This is a genomic window from Paraburkholderia sp. BR10937 (assembly GCF_040965695.1).
Classification (GTDB): domain Bacteria; phylum Pseudomonadota; class Gammaproteobacteria; order Burkholderiales; family Burkholderiaceae; genus Paraburkholderia.
In genome coordinates this window covers 17981-34357 of sequence record NZ_JBFRCL010000042.1, presented here as the reverse complement: position 1 = coordinate 34357, position 16377 = coordinate 17981, and the positions used below count along the sequence as shown (strand labels likewise).

17 protein-coding genes and 1 pseudogene are annotated in these 16377 nt (G+C 62.9%); 9 read left to right on the top strand and 9 right to left on the bottom strand.

Translation table 11 applies throughout. From position 1 onward, the window contains the following. Positions 1 to 12 precede the first annotated feature (12 nt). Genes AB4Y44_RS29035 through AB4Y44_RS29020 form a run of 4 tightly spaced genes read right to left on the bottom strand, consistent with a single transcriptional unit; the run spans position 13 to position 3082 of the window. Positions 13 to 378 carry a LysR family transcriptional regulator gene (locus AB4Y44_RS29035; RefSeq protein WP_342919935.1) on the bottom strand — a complete coding sequence of 122 codons (366 nt, stop codon included), beginning with the start codon at positions 376 to 378 and terminating at the stop codon, positions 13 to 15. Positions 379 to 432: 54 nt separating this feature from the next. Then, the gene (locus AB4Y44_RS29030) at positions 433 to 1218 is read right to left on the bottom strand and encodes an ABC transporter ATP-binding protein (RefSeq protein WP_368701526.1); all 786 of its coding nucleotides are present in this window, start codon (positions 1216 to 1218) and stop codon (positions 433 to 435) included. Next, entirely contained in the window at positions 1215 to 2126 is a 912-nt protein-coding gene (locus AB4Y44_RS29025; protein WP_368701525.1) for an ABC transporter permease, read from the bottom strand. Before AB4Y44_RS29025 ends, AB4Y44_RS29030 begins: the two co-directional genes overlap by 4 nt. Before the next feature lie 17 nt (positions 2127 to 2143). Next, entirely contained in the window at positions 2144 to 3082 is a 939-nt protein-coding gene (locus tag AB4Y44_RS29020) for an aliphatic sulfonate ABC transporter substrate-binding protein (RefSeq protein ID WP_368701550.1), read from the bottom strand. A gap of 273 nt (positions 3083 to 3355) precedes the next feature. On the opposite strand from AB4Y44_RS29020, the gene AB4Y44_RS29015 reads away from it, so the two are divergent. Genes AB4Y44_RS29015 through AB4Y44_RS28995 form a run of 5 tightly spaced genes read left to right on the top strand, consistent with a single transcriptional unit; the run spans position 3356 to position 8407 of the window. Further along, complete coding sequence (locus AB4Y44_RS29015; protein ID WP_342920197.1) at positions 3356 to 3757, top strand: GntR family transcriptional regulator; 402 nt, start codon at positions 3356 to 3358, stop codon at positions 3755 to 3757. Positions 3758 to 3797: 40 nt separating this feature from the next. Continuing rightward, positions 3798 to 4820: a sugar ABC transporter substrate-binding protein gene (locus tag AB4Y44_RS29010; RefSeq protein ID WP_368701524.1), complete on the top strand. Its 1023-nt coding sequence runs from the start codon at positions 3798 to 3800 to the stop codon at positions 4818 to 4820. Continuing rightward, a complete protein-coding gene (locus AB4Y44_RS29005; RefSeq protein WP_342919931.1) occupies positions 4817 to 6430 on the top strand; it encodes a sugar ABC transporter ATP-binding protein in 1614 nt (537 codons plus the stop codon). Before AB4Y44_RS29010 ends, AB4Y44_RS29005 begins: the two co-directional genes overlap by 4 nt. Then, positions 6346 to 7455, top strand: a complete 1110-nt coding sequence (locus AB4Y44_RS29000) for an ABC transporter permease (protein WP_368701523.1) — start codon at positions 6346 to 6348, stop codon at positions 7453 to 7455. Before AB4Y44_RS29005 ends, AB4Y44_RS29000 begins: the two co-directional genes overlap by 85 nt. Continuing rightward, positions 7448 to 8407, top strand: a complete 960-nt coding sequence (locus tag AB4Y44_RS28995; protein WP_342919929.1) for an ABC transporter permease — start codon at positions 7448 to 7450, stop codon at positions 8405 to 8407. Before AB4Y44_RS29000 ends, AB4Y44_RS28995 begins: the two co-directional genes overlap by 8 nt. Before the next feature lie 409 nt (positions 8408 to 8816). On the opposite strand, the gene AB4Y44_RS28990 is transcribed toward AB4Y44_RS28995, so the two are convergent. Further along, positions 8817 to 9674 (bottom strand): LysR family transcriptional regulator, encoded by an 858-nt coding sequence (locus AB4Y44_RS28990; RefSeq protein WP_368701522.1) that lies wholly within the window; start codon positions 9672 to 9674, stop codon positions 8817 to 8819. A 127-nt stretch (positions 9675 to 9801) separates the two neighbouring features. On the opposite strand from AB4Y44_RS28990, the gene AB4Y44_RS28985 reads away from it, so the two are divergent. Further along, positions 9802 to 10383 (top strand): DUF4865 family protein, encoded by a 582-nt coding sequence (locus tag AB4Y44_RS28985; protein WP_368701521.1) that lies wholly within the window; start codon positions 9802 to 9804, stop codon positions 10381 to 10383. A 506-nt stretch (positions 10384 to 10889) separates the two neighbouring features. On the opposite strand, the gene AB4Y44_RS28980 is transcribed toward AB4Y44_RS28985, so the two are convergent. Together AB4Y44_RS28980 and AB4Y44_RS28975 are read right to left on the bottom strand one after the other, a co-directional pair. Continuing rightward, positions 10890 to 11261, bottom strand: a complete 372-nt coding sequence (locus tag AB4Y44_RS28980; protein ID WP_368701520.1) for a hypothetical protein — start codon at positions 11259 to 11261, stop codon at positions 10890 to 10892. Continuing rightward, positions 11258 to 11497, bottom strand: a complete 240-nt coding sequence (locus AB4Y44_RS28975; protein ID WP_368701519.1) for a hypothetical protein — start codon at positions 11495 to 11497, stop codon at positions 11258 to 11260. The genes AB4Y44_RS28980 and AB4Y44_RS28975 overlap by 4 nt, the downstream gene beginning before the upstream one ends. A 177-nt stretch (positions 11498 to 11674) precedes the next feature. Here AB4Y44_RS28975 and AB4Y44_RS28970 point away from each other — a divergent pair, with 177 nt between their 5' ends. Next, complete coding sequence (locus tag AB4Y44_RS28970) at positions 11675 to 13393, top strand: ABC transporter substrate-binding protein (RefSeq protein WP_368701518.1); 1719 nt, start codon at positions 11675 to 11677, stop codon at positions 13391 to 13393. A gap of 56 nt (positions 13394 to 13449) precedes the next feature. Here AB4Y44_RS28970 and AB4Y44_RS28965 read toward each other — a convergent pair whose 3' ends face one another. Beyond that, positions 13450 to 13908, bottom strand: coding sequence for a GNAT family N-acetyltransferase (locus AB4Y44_RS28965; protein WP_342919926.1), 459 nt, complete (start codon positions 13906 to 13908; stop codon positions 13450 to 13452). 329 nt (positions 13909 to 14237) lie between these two features. Between AB4Y44_RS28965 and soxC the strand changes: the two genes are divergently transcribed. Beyond that, complete coding sequence (soxC, locus tag AB4Y44_RS28960; RefSeq protein ID WP_342919925.1) at positions 14238 to 15284, top strand: sulfite dehydrogenase; 1047 nt, start codon at positions 14238 to 14240, stop codon at positions 15282 to 15284. A 22-nt stretch (positions 15285 to 15306) separates the two neighbouring features. Further along, positions 15307 to 15819: pseudogene (locus tag AB4Y44_RS28955) on the top strand (c-type cytochrome). 105 nt (positions 15820 to 15924) lie between these two features. Here AB4Y44_RS28955 and AB4Y44_RS28950 read toward each other — a convergent pair. Continuing rightward, positions 15925 to 16317, bottom strand: a complete 393-nt coding sequence (locus AB4Y44_RS28950; protein ID WP_342919924.1) for a helix-turn-helix domain-containing protein — start codon at positions 16315 to 16317, stop codon at positions 15925 to 15927. Between the last annotated feature and the right edge of the window lie 60 nt (positions 16318 to 16377).

The window sequence follows — 16377 nt, the reverse complement described above, 5'->3', positions numbered from 1 at the left end:
GGGTCCATAACATCAAATGGAACGAGTGGGGTCAACGATGAAAAGCCCATAAGCTTGCGCGCGCATGAGGCATATGCAAATGACGGTGCAGATGTCGATTGCGCCACGTCCGGCACTCAAGACAACGGATTGAATCGCATCGTCATTGATGCGCAACAGTTCGCGAGCGTGCCCGAGTAATTGAAGCGCGCCAGGCGTGAGGAGCTTGTTGCGTCCGTCCTTGCGAAACAGCGGCACGCCCACGAGCGTCTCGAGCCGCTGCATCTGCTGGCTCACCGCCGCCTGGCTGCAGCCCGTGCGTACGCCTGCGCTGGCGAAGCTGCGCGCATCGGCCACCGCAACGAAGGTGCGCAGAAGTTCGAGATCCAGATTTTTCATTGCAGCGATGTCGCGCCAGACGCGCGCGTACGTGTGAGCGGAGGAAACGGTTCTTCACCGCACCAATGTGTCCAGCCCCTCGAACAGGATCCTGCGCCATGCCGAGCGGGCCGTGTCCTCGCGCCGGCGCGGACGCGCGCCGCCCACTTCAAAAATGCGGCTGGCAGGTCGTGTCCGCGCTCCACCGGCAGGCTCCAGCAAGACGATCCGATCGGCCAGGTGCAGCGCCTCGTCGATATCGTGCGTGACGACGAGCGCGGCCGTTCGATGGGCATCCACGATGGCGAGCAGCAGGTCCTGAAGGCGCATACGCGTCATCGCGTCGACGGCGCTGAATGGTTCGTCGAGCAACAGCAGCTGCGGCTGCGTGAACAGGCCGCGTGCAATCGCCACGCGCTGGGCCATGCCGCCCGAGAGAAACTTGGGCCAGAGCGCACCGTCTTCGGGACGCAAGCCGACCTCTTCGAGCAGCGACTGCGCGCGTGCGAGCGCGTCGCCGCGAGCGCGCTGCGGAAAGCACACGTTATCGGCCACGCGCAGCCACGGCAACAAGCGCGGCTCCTGAAAGATCACGCCCGCGAGCGGCGACGGCCCGCGTTGCACTTCGCCGTTGTACGAAACGGTGCCCGCGTAGTCGCGATCCAGCCCCGCCGCAATGCGCAGCAGCGTACTCTTGCCGCAGCCGCTCGGGCCGAGAAGCGCCACGATCTCGCCGGGCGCGAGCGTGAGCCGCAGGCTGTCGAGAACCGGCCGCTCGCCGTAGCGCTTCTGGCGGATGTCGATATCGACGAGGGGCGAATACGTCTCGCGCGCCGTGCTGGTCAACGAAGCCGCCGTCATGTGCGCGCTCCCTCGACACTCGTATCACGCCAGGCCAGGACGTGTGCCTCGAGCGCCTTCATTGCGCTGTCGGTCAACTTGCCGAGCAATCCCAGCAGGATGATGGCGCCAAACACGATATCGGGCCGGCCCGTCTCGCGGCCGTCGCTCAGGAGGTAGCCAAGCCCGCGCGTGGCGGCGATCAGCTCGGCCGCGACGACGAACATCCACGAGACCGCCAGCCCCGTGCGCAGCCCCGTGAAAATATGAGGCAGCGCGGCCGGGAGCAAAATGCGCACGAACAAGCGCCACGAAGACAGCCGATAGACGGCACCCAGCTCGACGAGCTTGCGATCGACGTTTCGGACTCCAGAGAGTACGCTCAGATGCACCGGAAAGAATGCGCCAATCGCGACGAGCGTGATTTTTGGCGCCTCATCGATGCCCATCCAGAGCAGCAGCACGGGCACCCATGCGAGCGACGGAATCGCACGCAGCGCCTGAAAACTCGGATCAAGCAATGCGTCGAGCCGGCGGCTCAAGCCCATCGCCGCGCCGACGATTACCGCGAACAGCGCGCCGCACGCGAACCCGGCCGCCACGCGCGCCGTGCTCTGCACGATGTGCTTCAGCAGGGTTGCGCCGCCGAGCTGCCAGAGCGCCTGCGCGATCTCCGAGGGCGCGGGCACGAGATTGTCCGGCAGCACCTGCGCACGCACGAGCACTTCCACGACAAGCAGGAAGGCGACCGGCAGCAGCAAGCCCGCCATGCGCCAGGCGCGCGGCGCACGCTCTTGCGGGGCACCCGCTTCCCGCACCGGCGCGCTGGTGCGTTGCGTGTCGCCATACGCGGGAGCCTCAGTCCTTCGCCCCGCCGTAACCTCACCGGACTGCGCCAGCGAGCGTGCTGCCGCTTCTTCCACTGCCATGTCAGCCTGCCCGGTTATTAATGTTGCGCCGATGCCAGCGCCGGCTGCGCCGCCTGCGCGTCGATCAGCGATTCGATCACCTGGTTCAGATCGGTGCCCGGCTTGACCAGTTGCTCCTGAACCAGGATTGGCGCGGCAGCTTCCAGCGCCTTGATCTGTTCCGCACCCGGCTGCGGGTGACTGAAGTCGTTGCGGCTCAGTTGCAGCTTCGCGACCGCGAGCGACACCTTCGAATCTTCGGAAACGATTTGCGCCGCCTCGTCGGGGTGCGCGCCAATCCATTCCCGCGCACGCTCATAAACCTTCAGCACGCGCGTGACGGTGTCCGGGTACTGTTTCAGGAACACTTCGCGCACGTTCAGGAAGCCCCACGTGTTGAAGCTGACATTGCGGTATAGCAGACGCGCGCCGTTGTCGACTTCCGCGGCGGCCATGTGGGGATCGAGCCCCGCCCACGCATCGACCTGACCGTTGATCAGCGCCGTGCGGCCATCCGGATGCTGGAGATTGACGATCTCGACGTCATCCTTCGTCAGGCCCACGGTATGCAGTGCGCGCAGCGTGAAGAGGTAGGGATCGGTGCCCTTCGTGGCGGCAATCTTCTTGCCCTTGAGGTCGGCGAGCGACTTCAGCGGCGAATCCTTGCGCACAACCAGCGCCGTCCACTCCGGGCGCGAGAAGATATACACGTTCTTGATCGGATTCCCGTTCGCCTTGCCGAGCACGGCCGCGAGGCCCGCGGTCGAGCCGATATCGATGGCGCCGCTGTTCAGATACTCCAGTGCGCGGTTGCTGCCGAGGCTCAGCACCCAGCGCACCTGCGTATGATCCGGCGCGAACTCCTGTTCGAGCCAGCCATTGCGTTTGATCACCAGACTTTCCGGCGAGTAGTATGCGTAGTCGATCTTGAGTTCCGCGGGTGCGGCGGCAGCCGCCCATGCCGGCGCGGCGATCATCGCGACCAGGCCGAGCAGCCACAGCGCGGCCGGCTTGCGCCAGGCGCGCAGCGACTGGCCGATACGCCGCCGCAGCGGTGTCTTCGTCTTTTGGTTCTGCATGTGCTTTCCCCTTTTTTAGCGTGTGGCATGAGGGGCCGCGTGTGCCGCGGCATACTCATCGAACCTGCCAGCATAGAAAGCACGGCCGCGAAACGGAACCAAGAATCGGTCAGATCGAAAGAAGCGGAACGAATATCCCTGCGCGCCGCGCTGGACTGAGGAGGTCGGTTACTGATCGGCGGGAATCCAGCCCGCGAAGAGCCGCTGGCCCCGGAGTTTTCGGTATCGCGAGCGACCGTACGCAGCGCGCTTGCCGATCTGGAAACCACCGGGCTCATCCGCCGGGTACATGGCAAGGGCTCGTTTCCAGTCTCACAAGGCCGCGTGCACATGCTGTTATCTGCGACAACCTATCTGGAACGCCTCAAGCAGACGTCCACGGAGTTCGCGTCGCTGCATCTGCGATCGCGACTGTCGTCAGATTGGCGTGGCGCGCAAACGCCTTTTTGGCCTGGCTACGGTTCGATCCCTTGGACTCGTCCAGTGATCTGTGCCACTCGTACTAAGCACCGCAACATCCCCCTGATAACCTTAGCGGGATTTGTTCGTTTCCAGCGTCGTGATGTTGTTTAAAGTCGTGGGATCGCTTCACCCGCTTCCACTCCACGACGACATGAAAAAAATCCAGAGCAAACTGAGGCAGCTTCTTCCGGCACTCGTCACGCTTTCTCTTCTGGGGGCCGGTATCGGCGCACACGCGCAGGACGCGGCCGACAAGGACGTGCCGTCGCTGAAAGGCAAACGGATCGGCATTGCGGCAGCCGGCACGGATCACTACTGGGACCTGAAGGCCTATCAGGGTGCGGTCGACGAAGTCAAACGGCTGGGCGGTACGCCGATCGCACTCGATGCGGGCCGCAACGACAATCGGCAGATCGCGCAGATCCAGACACTGATCGCGCAGAAGCCCGACGCGATCGTCGAACAACTGGGCACGGCGAGCGTGCTGGAGCCTTGGTTGCAGAAAATCCGCCAGGCAGGCATCCCGCTCTTCACAATCGATACGGCCTCGCCGTCCAGCCTGAACGACACCACGTCGGATAATTTCTTCATCGGCGAACAGCTGGCGCTGAAACTCGTCAACGACATTCACGGCGAAGGCAACATTCTCGTGTTCAACGGTTTTTATGGCGTACCGGTGTGCGCAATCCGTTATGACCAGTTGAAAGCCGTGCTGAAGTACTACCCGAAGGTGCACATCATCCAGCCCGAACTGCGCGATGTGATTCCGAACACCGTACAAAGCGCGTATGCGCAGATCAGCCAGTTGCTGACCAAATATCCGAAGGGGCAGATCGCCGCGATCTGGGCCGCGTGGGACGTGCCGCAAGTCGGCGCGACGCAGGCTGTCGACGCCGCGCACCGCACGGAAATCAAAACCTATGCGGTAGACGGCAGCCCGGACGTAGTCAACCTCATCAAGGACCCGAATTCGAGCGCGGCCGCCGTGGTCGCGCAGCAGCCCGCGCTGATCGGCAAAACCGCGGTCGACAACGTTGCGCGCTATCTCGCCGGCGAGAAGAATCTGGCGCCGTACACCTACGTGCCGTCGATCCTTGTCACGAAAGATAACGCCGGCGCCATTCAGCAGACGCTCGGGCAAACGGCACAGAACGGCAGCATCGCATCGAAATGACGCAGTACATTCCCGCACTCGCGCTGCGTGACGTCGTCAAGCAGTTCAACGGTGTGCCGGCGCTGCGCGCCGCATCGCTGGAAGTGCGGCGCGGCACCGTGCATGGTCTGATCGGTCAGAACGGCGCGGGAAAATCGACGCTGATCAAGATACTCGCGGGTATTCACCATGCCGACGGCGGGACCATCGCGGTGGACGGTGTGGACCGGGGTCCGAACGGAAGCGCGTCACGTGAGCCGCTATCGCAGATCGGCTTCATTCATCAGGAACGGCTACTGCCCGCCACCTTCACGGTCGCCGAAGCCTTGCTAAGCGGCAACGAGCCGATTCTCGGCACGCGCCGCACGCGCTTCGATCGGCGCAGTTCTCCTCTGGGCATACTCGACGTCCGGCGCATGCAGCGTGAGGCGCGCGAAGCGGTCGCAACGCATTTCGGCATCGATCTCGCGCCCAACCGTCTGATCGCCGAGTTGAGCGTGGCCGAACAGCAGATCGTGCAGATCACGCGTGCGCTGATGCGCGAGCCGCGCATTCTGGTCTTCGACGAACCGACTGCCGCGCTCGTCAATCGCGAAGTTGAGCGTCTGCTTCAGACGATCGATCGTCTGCGACAGCGCGGCCTGACGATCCTGTATGTGTCTCATCATCTGAACGAAATCGCGGCGATCTGCGATCGGGTCACGGTTTTGCGCGACGGCAAGGACGTCGCGCACGTCGACGCTCGCACAACCCCGACCGAAGCGTTGGTCAGCGCGATGATCGGCACCGACGCGACGACCCGCACAGCACGTGCGCCGCGAACCGCAAGCGCCCCGCTTCTGTCGGTGCACGAGCTCCACGCGGACAAGCGCTTCGAGCAGGTTTCGTTCGAACTCGGGCGCGGCGAGATCGTCGGCGTGACCGGGCTACTGGGCTCGGGCGGCAAGCAACTGGTGCGCAGCCTGTTCGGTCTCGAACGCGAGGTTCGCGGCGCGATCACACTCGACGGCAAGCCCGTGCGACTGCGCCGCCCCGCCGACGCGGTGCGCGCCGGCATCGCCTTTGTGCCCGAAGACCGTCGCGCGCATGGTGTCGCGCCGTCGCTGAGCGTGCGCGAAAACCTCACGCTGTCGAGCCTAGCGCGTTTCAGCCGCTTCGGATTGCTGGCGCGACGCGACGAGAGCCAGGCCGTGCGGCAGGCGATCGACGCGTTCAGCATCCGCGCACCCGGCCCGGAAGCACCGGTGCGTCATCTGTCGGGCGGCAATCAGCAGAAGGTCGCATTAGGCAAATGGCTGATTCGCGGCGCCGGACCGGGGTCGAGAATCTATCTGCTCGACGAACCCACTGTGGGCGTCGATATCGGTGCAAAGACCGAGATCTACCGGATGCTCGAGCGGCTCGCCAACGACGGCGCGGCCGTGCTGCTGTTTTCGAGCGACCTGATCGAACTGCTGGAAGTGACCGATCGCGTGCTGGTCATGACGCGAGGGCGCATCGTCAAGGAATTGATCTCGCGCGAAACCTCGAGTCAGGAGGTGCTTGCATGGGCCACTGGCGCTCGCACCGGATCCAACGGGGAGGCGACAGCCGAGCCGAGCCGCGCGCAGCGTACGGAGCGCGCCATATGAGCAAGGTCCTTGACGAAACTCGGCAGCGCCCGCGCGTCGCGTTGCCATCCGCATGGTTCAGCGCGCAGTTCTGGCTGCGCGGCGGTGCCGTGCTGGCGTTTGCGCTGGTGGCCGCGGTCTTCGCCGCGAGTTCTCCGCTATTCCTGAGCATAGCGAATCTGGCGAACGTATTGCAGCAATCGGTCGTGGTAGGCATTCTCGGCTTTGGGCTGACCGCCGTTCTGATCGGCGGCGGCGCGGATCCGATCAAGGGCGGACTCGATCTGTCGATCGCGGCGAACATGGGCTGCTGCGCGGCGGTCTATGCCGTGAGTTTGCGCGACGGTCTGCCGGAAAGCACCGCGCTGGTTCTGACGCTCGCCGCGGGTGCCGCGATCGGCGCGTTGAACGCATTCGCGGTGATCGCGCTGGGCATCTTCCCGTTGCTCGCCACGTTGACGACGATGAATATCGCCGCCGGCCTCGAACTGGTGCTGACGCAGAATACGTCTGTCCCGGTCACCTCGCCACTGATGACGTTCCTGCTGGACAGCGGCCCGTTCGACGTGCCGCATCTCGCGTATGCGCTCGTAGCCGTAGCCTTACTGTTTACACTGCTGATCCACTACACCGCATTCGGCTTGCGCCTGCGCGCGACCGGCGCGCATCGCGACGCCGCGCGCGCCGCGGGAATCCGCACAGACCGGTATGTCGCTTCGAGCTATGTGGTCAGCGGTCTCTCGGCCGCGCTGGCGGCCCTCGCATCCTCTGCGCTGCTGAGCGGAAGTTCGCCAGGCGCGGGCGAGAATCTGCTGGCGGTCATCGCGGCGGCACTATTGGGCGTCGTATTCTCACGGCGGCTCGTGCCGACCATTCCGGGCACCTTGCTTGCCGTGCTGTTTGTCGGCCTCGTCAACAATGGCTTCCAGCTCGACAATCTGTCGAGTTATTGGGTCAACGGTGTCGAGGGCGCGCTGATCCTGTTCGTCGTCGCCACCACCGCTGTGATTCGCCGACGCCACACTGGGAACCATGCGAATGACTAACCGGATCGCCCGGGTGCAGCGCTACGCGTTGATCGTCGCACTCTTCGCCGTGTTTGCATTTTTCTCGGCGGTCGCGCCCGGCTTCGCGCGCGCCGACAATCTGGCGAACGTGCTCCTAAACAACTTCGCGTTGCTCGCGATCGCGTCGCTGGGGATGACGCTGGCGTTGTCAATCGGTGCGATCGATCTATCGTTGGGCACGTCGATCGACGTTGCGAGCCTCGCGTTCGTGCTGCTCAGCGCGCATCAGACGGCGCTGCCGCTCGCCATACTGGGCGGATTCGTGGCAGCGCTGGCGGTTGGCGCGCTCAACAGCGTGTTGATCGCCGGCTTCGGCATCGCGCCGTTTCTCGCCACGCTCGGCACGCTGTTCATCGGACAAACCGTGCAGCAGTTGGCGACCGACGGCGGACAGCCAGTCTATTTGCTCAATGTCCCGCTGTCGCCGTTGTTCAGCGAGCTAGCACACGGCGCAATCGCCGGAATTCCTGTGCCGCTGTGGCTGGTCGCGATACTGGCGGGCGCAGTTCACGTGGCCTCGGCACGCTCGGTGTTTGGACGGCAGGCCGCCGCGTTGGGCGCACAACCGGGCGTCGCCCGCTACTCGGGGCTGCCTGTCGGCGCGATCGTGTCGTGGACGCTGATTGCCAGTGCGTTAATCTATGGCGTGGTCGGCGTGTTGCTGTCGTCGACGGTCAAGGCGTACGTCCCGCAGGCAGGCAATGGTTATCTGCTGAACGCGATCGGCGCAACCTTCATCGGCACCACGCTGTCGCCGAGCCGACGACCAGGCGTGACCGGCACGCTGCTCGGCGTTCTGCTGATCAGCCTCGTGGCCAACGGCCTGTTGCTGATTGGCTGGAATTTCTATTGGCAGCAGGTCGCAACCGGCGTGCTGATCTTCGCCGTGCTGGCGCTGAGTTTCACGCAGCGCGGAGAGCGGCTGGCGTGATTGTTCTGGGGCTCGCCCCCGTCAACGACAGGGGTACCGCAAGACGGTATGCTGGTGGCGGAAGTCAAGGGCAAGCGTTTCTCGCTGAACATGATTTCGGCGGTCAGTGCAGGAGAAGTTCCGCTTCATGGTGCACAAGGGCCGCCATCGCCAAACTCTTTCCAGGAGCTTCTCAGTCGTCTTATGCCACGGCGAGTGTGGCCTGGCGCGCAAGTCTGCACATATGTGACGCGCAGCGTCTCCAGGCGCTTCGTGCGGTCCAACGACGCCGTGTTTCAAAACTTCCGCTCGCCGTACCAAGCCACGCCTTTCTGCAACTCGAATAGACGCCAGGTTCAACGTATCGATCTCTGCCACTACCTCCGATAAGTGAAGACCTGCGAGGGAGTGCCGACAGGCCCATCGTCGGTCAGAGTCCCGAAACTGTCGAAGCGATTGCCTCCGCGACACTGCGGAAAAGACACCTCGCCTGGACATCGGTTTGTGAAGCGTACAAAACGACGTCGCGTGACGGCAAAGGCGGCAACCCAAGGCGCCCGCCCACGTCGATCACGTCGGACGGCGCCACGCGCAGCCCGAGCGCCGCGACCGCGACTCCCGCCGAGACCGCCGCGCCGATCGTCGCCACACCGCCGCCCAGGAAAACTTCCGTCCACGCGATGCCGGCTTCGTCGAGTGCATCGATCGCCATACTGCGCACGCTGCACGGTTCGGGTTGCGTCGCCAGCCTCAAAGGCCGTGCCGGATCATGTTCGAAATCACGCGCGGCAACCCATCCGAACGATTCGGTGAGGATCGTCTCGCCGTCGAGACGTCGGTTGCCATGCTGCAGAACGATGGCCGCGTCAAGCTTGCCTTCGTCAAACGCAGCGAGCACATATCTCGAAGCCTCGATGCGCAACTCCACCAGCACATCGGGATTGGCGTCGCTCACGCGTCGCAGCAGAAACGGGAGTTGCGCGCCCACGACGTGATGACTCATGCCGATCACGAGTCTGCGTCGCTCCCTGCCGAATGCGCCAACAGCGCTGCGGTGAGCGGCGACGAGCGCGCGGGCCGGCTCGAGAAACGCAACGCCGTCCACCGACAGGCACACCTGACGCGGCGTGCGCTCGACAAGATGCCGACCAAGCGCTTCCTCCAGACGTTTGATTCTCAGACTGATCGAAGACTGAGTGGTGTCCAACGCCTGTGCCGCGCGAGTAAAACTCTTCAGTTCGGCAACCAGCACGAATGCCTGCACGGCGTCCACGTCGAGGCTTTTCATTCGCATCCGTTCCGAAATTAAATCACTGAAATATTCAGCTAGCGCCCTGTCTGGCGAGACACGCGCTGCTACGATCTTCTCACGTATTCGCTGCACTCACGTCCCGTTACGAAAGGAACCTACCATCATGCTGAGCGCTTTCTACATGCACCGCCTGCCTGCCGACTACGACACAGGCACTCTCCACACGCGTGCCCGCCAGCTCGGCGCACTGTGGGACACGGCGCGCGATCTCTACTACAAGGCATTCTTGCTGCGCGAGTCAGGCCGCTACGGTGCCACGGAGAACAACTATGCTTCGCTCTATCTCTGGCGTCATGACGCGGCCTTCAACGAATTCATCGCAAATGGAAGCTACCTGAACGTGACGAAGAGTTTCGGGCGCGCGTCGATTTACGTTGAAGGCGCGTTGGACGCGCGCAGAGGCCCGTCGTCGACTGCCCGATTCGCGTATCGGGAAACGCTTGCAATACCCGACGATGCCGATCTGGATGCCACGCTCGCCCGCGAAGCCGACCAAAATCGTGACACCGCAACGCAGCAAGGCGTCTTCGCCTCGGTCGTCAGCCTTGACACACAGCGCTGGACACTCACGCGTGTCCTACTTTCAGAAGAGGAACCTCGCGGCAAACAGGCGGGGACAGCCTGGAAAATTTTGCACCTCGCACAACCACTCGCGCATACCCTCGATACAGGAGTTGCCGCGTGAAAAATCCGAGGTCTCGCCAGCCCCATGATGCGTGCGAGCGACCAATAGCGGCAAGCACAGCGCTCGCCGCGCATCTTGCAGGCGTCGCAATCGGCGCGTGCTCCGTAGTCACACTAACGATAGTGCTGACAACAGCGCTCGCCCTGCTGGTTCCCGCAATCCGTTAGCGCGCTGGCACAACGTCTAACCACGAGTTCGACACCTCGACTGGAGGCCCGCACAGTACGACTATGGAAACGCAAGCGCGCGGAGATCGAGATCTTTTAGCAATTGAATCATCCAGCCGGCCGACCGAAGCGAGGCCCCGCTCGCGGCGAGGTCTACAGCGTCTGAGCCGATATCAGCGGCAAACCAGCCACCGCGGCTGCGAGTGCGGCAAGAGAGGAGCAAGCCGCTGCGATGTCATGGTGTTGGGGTTTCACATAGAGTTCTTACATACACTGAACGAACAATAAATCTTGACACAAGGTGAACGACACGTATCGGCATCGCGCGTTGCGAGCGACCTATTCCGGAAAATCCGCCCCCACGCTGACGCTTTCCCATCTCTCCAGCGTCTCGCTGAGCGCGCGCGTCTTGTCGCGAACCGACTTCAACCCGGCCGCGCCGAGAACTAGATGGAGCGGCGGCGTATCGCTGCGCACCACGTTGATGATGGCATCCGCCGCGCGTACCGGATCGCCGGTCTGGTGTCCGCTGATCTTTGCGAGTTGCTCCAGACGCGCATGGACCGTGTCCCGGTACGCATCGATGCGCCGGTTCGAGGTGCGCAGCGAGCGTCCCGCCCAGTCGGTTCGGAACGGCCCCGGCGCGATGACCGTCACCTTGATGCCATGCGGCGTCATTTCTTTCGACAGCGCTTCGGAATATCCGGTCAACGCGAATTTGGTGGCGGCTTAATACGCCGAGCCGGATTGCCGACATAGCCGCCCACCGACGCATCCGGTCGCAATGCTTCTGCATTCGGCTGCCCGTGTACGAGCCCGCTGAGCGCCTCGGGATCGCGCGCGGTCGCGAATACATGATCGCGCTGCCCGATGACACGTTCCGCCAACACTCTGCCAAAGCCGGTCGAACAGCCGGTGATCAACCAACGGCGCTTTGCTTTTGTCATGACATGATCATTACGTTCAGTTAGAGAAAACGTTGAAATCGCAGTGCTTGAGTGTGACGTCGCAGCACAACCATATGCATGTAATCGGCTTCGTCATAAGCATCCGATGATCGAATGGTTCACCTCACAATTGAGGCGTGCCTACACTAAATCGCCCCAATTACCGAGTGGTTCGTCATGCGCCGCAAAGCAGGAAAACCCACCTCCGCTACGCCATCCAAACATGCACTCGCGTCGTCGAACGGCCATCACGCTCTGAAACGCCGCGCCTTCCTCCAGGGACTCGGGAGCGCCGCCGGCGCCACCGTGCTGGCATCAGCAATTGGCACGCCATTCGCCGCGTACGCGCAGCAGGCCGGCGGCAAACCATCCGGATCACCTGCGCCTAAGCGCGGCGGCCGCGTGACGCTGCTGGTCAATCCGGAACCGAACGTGCTGGTCAACTTCGCGACCACGGCAGGCGCGGAGGACAAGGCGAGCCCCAAGATAACGGAAGGTCTGCTCGCTTACGACTTCGACGTGCAACCTCAACCGCAACTGGCGACGAAGTGGGAAATCAGCAGCGATGGCCTGCAATACACGTTTCATCTTCGTGAGAACGTGCGCTGGCACGATGGCAAGCCGTTCACCTCGCAGGATGTCGCGCAGTCCATCAAGCTCCTGCAGACGTATCACCCGCGTGGCCGCGCCACCTTCGCGAACGTATTGGGTGTCGATACGCCGGATGCTCATACCGCCGTGCTGAGACTCTCCCGCCCTGCGCCCTATCTGCTCTATGCGCTGGCTGCGTCCGAGTCGCCGATCGTTCCGGCTCACCTCTATGCCGAAGGCGATCCGCTTAATAATCCTAACAATACGAAGCCAATCGGCACCGGGCCGTATTTGTTCAAGGAGTGGGTGCGCGGCAGTCATGTCCGTCTGGTGCGCAACCCCGACTACTGGGATGCACCGAAGCCGTATGTCGATGAACTCTGGTTGACGTTCATCCCGGATCCCGCCGCACGCGCTGCCGCGCTCGAAACCGGAGAGCTCGATCTTGCCGGCGAAAACCCCGTGCCGTTGACGGACATCTCCAGGCTCACGAAGGAGCCGCATCTGCAACTCGAAACGCGCGGCTACAGCTACGATGCCGCATTGACTCAACTGGTTTTCAACCTCGACAACCCGTATCTGAAAGATGTACGCATTCGGCACGCCATCGGTCATGCCATTGATCGCCAGGCGATCCTGCGATCCGTCTTCTATGGTTACGGCGTGCCCTCGCCGGCGGCGATCAGCCCTTTGCTGAGCCAGTTCTACGACCCCGCCGTAAAGTCCTATCCATACGATCCGGCACTCGCGGAGAAGCTGCTGGATGACGCGGGCTATCGGCGTAAGGGAGATGGACGGTCGTTCCGTTTCCCGTTGACAATCGACTACAACCCGTACGATCCGTCGTTTCAGCTACTCGCACAGTTTCTCAGGCAGTCGCTCAGACGTGTCGGTATCGACGCAACGGTTCGCTCGCAAGACTTCCCGACTTATGTAAAACGTGTGTTCACGGATCGTGCGTTCGATATCGACGCAAATTTCATGGGCAATACCTTCGACCCGACTGTGGGTGTCCAGCGCATATACTGGTCGAAGAATTTCAAGCCCGGCGTGCCTTTCTCCAATGCCAGCCATTACGAGAATACGGACGCGGACAGGCTTCTGGAAGCGGCCGCGGTGGCAGTCGACAGGACCAGGCGTATCGAGATCTTCAAGGCGTTTCAGCAGAAGGTGGCCGATGATCTGCCGGTCTACAACCTCATTACACTCAAGCAGGTTACGCTGTACAACAAGCGGGTGCATGGACACACGGTCACGGCGGACGGACTCTGCGGCAATCTGGCCGGGCTCTATGTAGACGCCTGATCGAGTGCGCAGCCGTCTCAATCCGTTTGCCGCGCGAACAGCGATCGGCGAATCGGTCAAAGGTTGTCAGGTCGCAGCGTTCGAATGTGGCGCACGTAGTAGATATCCCACTCCGTTTCACCCGTCTGCTCGAAACCGTGTCGTTGGTAGAAGCGGTTTGAATCGCTGCTACGCAATGCGCCCAGGCGGATGGACATGTTTTGTGAATCGGCATCGGCAATGATCTGTCGCAGTACTGCTGCGCCGATCCCCCGGGCCTGATGTTCGGGCTCGACGTACAGATGGTCCAGCTGCCAATGGTCCTGGTGAGGGCGAATCTGAAAAAATCCCACCCGAACACCATCGGCTTCGATGAAGCGGCACAGGTCTGGGTCGAAGGAAGCCAGGAAGCGATCCCGTGCACGCTGTGCGTTAAAGCGCCCGAGACGCTCCAGGCTTTCGCGCATCGCGGCAATGCGAATGCTGACCAGCACATCGGCGTCGGATTGGGTGACAGGAAGGAAAGTCAGATTCATTCGAAGGCCGATGATGTTGCTGCGGGCTTTCCAGCTTAGCAGGCTGTCTAACTCTCGTCACTGTTGGTGCATCGCCACCAAATGTCTCTTTCCGGTCAACCGTTTTAAACTCATCGATGGCGAAGCGCACTGCTTCCTTTGGGCGGTCCGCGATAAGCATAGTTAAAGTCGTTCCTTGTGACGCGCCGCGCGGTCGATGAGAATGCGAGATCCATCATGGCCTGCGCCGTGGCGTCTATCTCCGCTATCGAATCGACCCATGCCTGCTCTCCGCCTGTTTCGAACGTTGCTGATCGCTCTCACTGTGTCGCTCACTGCTGCCACCGCCCATGCCGACAAACTATCGGTCATCCGGATCGGCGTCGCGCAGCAAGGTACCGGCGACCCGCCAACCCGTTGACGTAGACGGCTGGATCGAGCCGAAGTATCTCGACACGGCGCTGCACACACTGGATCTCGTACACTACTGGACGCCGTACGACGCAGCGGGCAAGCCCTGGCACGCAATGACAGACAACCGTTCACCACTGCACGCTGCGACCGTCCGTCCGAGTCGCGTGCACTTTCTCGAATGCTCTGGCAACACCGCAAGCGAATGGAACGGCCCGAGCGGGCTGCCCGTCCAGTTCACGCACGGCCTCCTCTCGTGCTGCGAATGGACTGGCGTGCGGCTCTCCACGCTGCTCGACGAAACGGGCGCTGACCCGTGCGCGCGCTGGCTCCTCGCCGAAGGCGGGGACGGCGCGGCGATGACGCGCAGCCTGCCGCTCGACCGCATACTCGACCGGGCGCTCGTGGTGTACGCTCAAAACGGGGAGCACCTGCGCCCCGAAAACGGCTATCCGCTGCGCCTCATCGTGCCCGGCTTCGAGGGCAACACGAACATCAAATGGCTGCGCCGCCTGAAGCTCGTGAGCGCGCCGGAGATGACGCGCGAAGAGACGTCGAAGTACACGAGCCTGCTGCCGAACGGCTGCGCGCGGCAGTTCGTGTTCGAGATGGACGCGAAATCCGTCATCACGCGTCCCTCCGCCGGACACCGGCTGAGCGCGCACGGCTACTACCCGGTCAGCGGCTATGCGTGGTCCGGCCGCGGACGCATCCGCCGCGTCGACGTCTCGACCGACGGCGGCAAGACGAGGCGGGAGGCGCGGCTCACCAGCACCGTCCACGACCGCGCGCTGACGCGCTTCGAGGCCGACTGGACCTGGCGCGGCGAACCCGCGGACCTGCAAAGCCGTGCGATCGACGAGACCGGCTACGTGCAACCCACCCGGGAGGCGCTCGTTGCGGCACGCGGCCTCAACACGCAGTATCACTACAACGGCATACAGAACTGGCGTGTGGGCACTGACGGCGAGGTGCGCAATGCGTAAGCGCCTCTCGCTCCCGATTGTCATGGCCATTGCCGTTGCAACGCTTATGCCCGGTGCCCCTGCCTGCGCAGCGCATTACGATCTCGGCCAGCGCGTCGATCACGCCACGATCGCGCCATGGGACATCGACATCAGCCCCGACGGCGCCGGCCTGCCGCCTTGATCGGGCACCGTCGCGCAGGGCCGCCAGCTCTTCGCCACGCGCTGCGCGATGTGCCACGGCGACGCAGGCCAGGGCGGCATTGGCGATGCGCTCGTGGGCGGCGCCGGAACGCTCTCCAGTGCGAAGCCGAAGAAAACGGTCGGCAGCTACTGGCCGTACGCGACGACCCTCTTCGACTACATTCGCCGCGCCATGCCCTACAACGCACCGCAGTCGCTCAGCGCGGACGAGGTCTATGCCGTCAGCGCGTATCTCCTCTACCTGAACAAGGTGGTGCCCGAAGACACGCGGCTCGACGCGAAGACGCTGCCCGGCGTATGCATGCCCAACCGCGACGGCTTCGTGCCCGATCCGCGCCCCGGCGCGCTGTGATGCCTCGCGCCGTCCGGATCGAGAACCGGACCATGAGGCAGCGCCCTCATGGCCGATTCATTACGGCCGGGCATCCGAGGTGAAACCTGCGATGACGCTTCGCATCTACTGCGTCGAAAAACCTCCTTCCGCCTGAACCGGGCCTTGCGCTGCAGAAAAAGCTTGCCGCGCGGCCTCAACCGCGTGCCGATGCTGCTCTGCCCATTCCAGAATCGCGCGCAGATGTGGTTCGAGCGAGCGTCCCAGTTGCGAGATTTCGTAGGTCACGGCCACCGGAGCGGTACTGAGAACCGTCCGCTTGATAAAGCCGTTAAATTCCAGGCGGCGCAGGCATTGCGTCAGCGACTTCTGCGTAATGCCTTCGTTCGCCCTGCGCAGCGCGTTGAATCGCATCGGGCCACTGCAGAGGCAATCGAGAACCAGCAGCGACCACTTGCTCGTGATCTCTTCAAGCACGAAGCGATTCAGTTCGAGGTCTTCATGGGATGACGCGGACATGGGATCCTCCGGGGTACCTGGTAGCGTTCAGGTGCGTAATTGCGTTCAGGTTTCAAATCT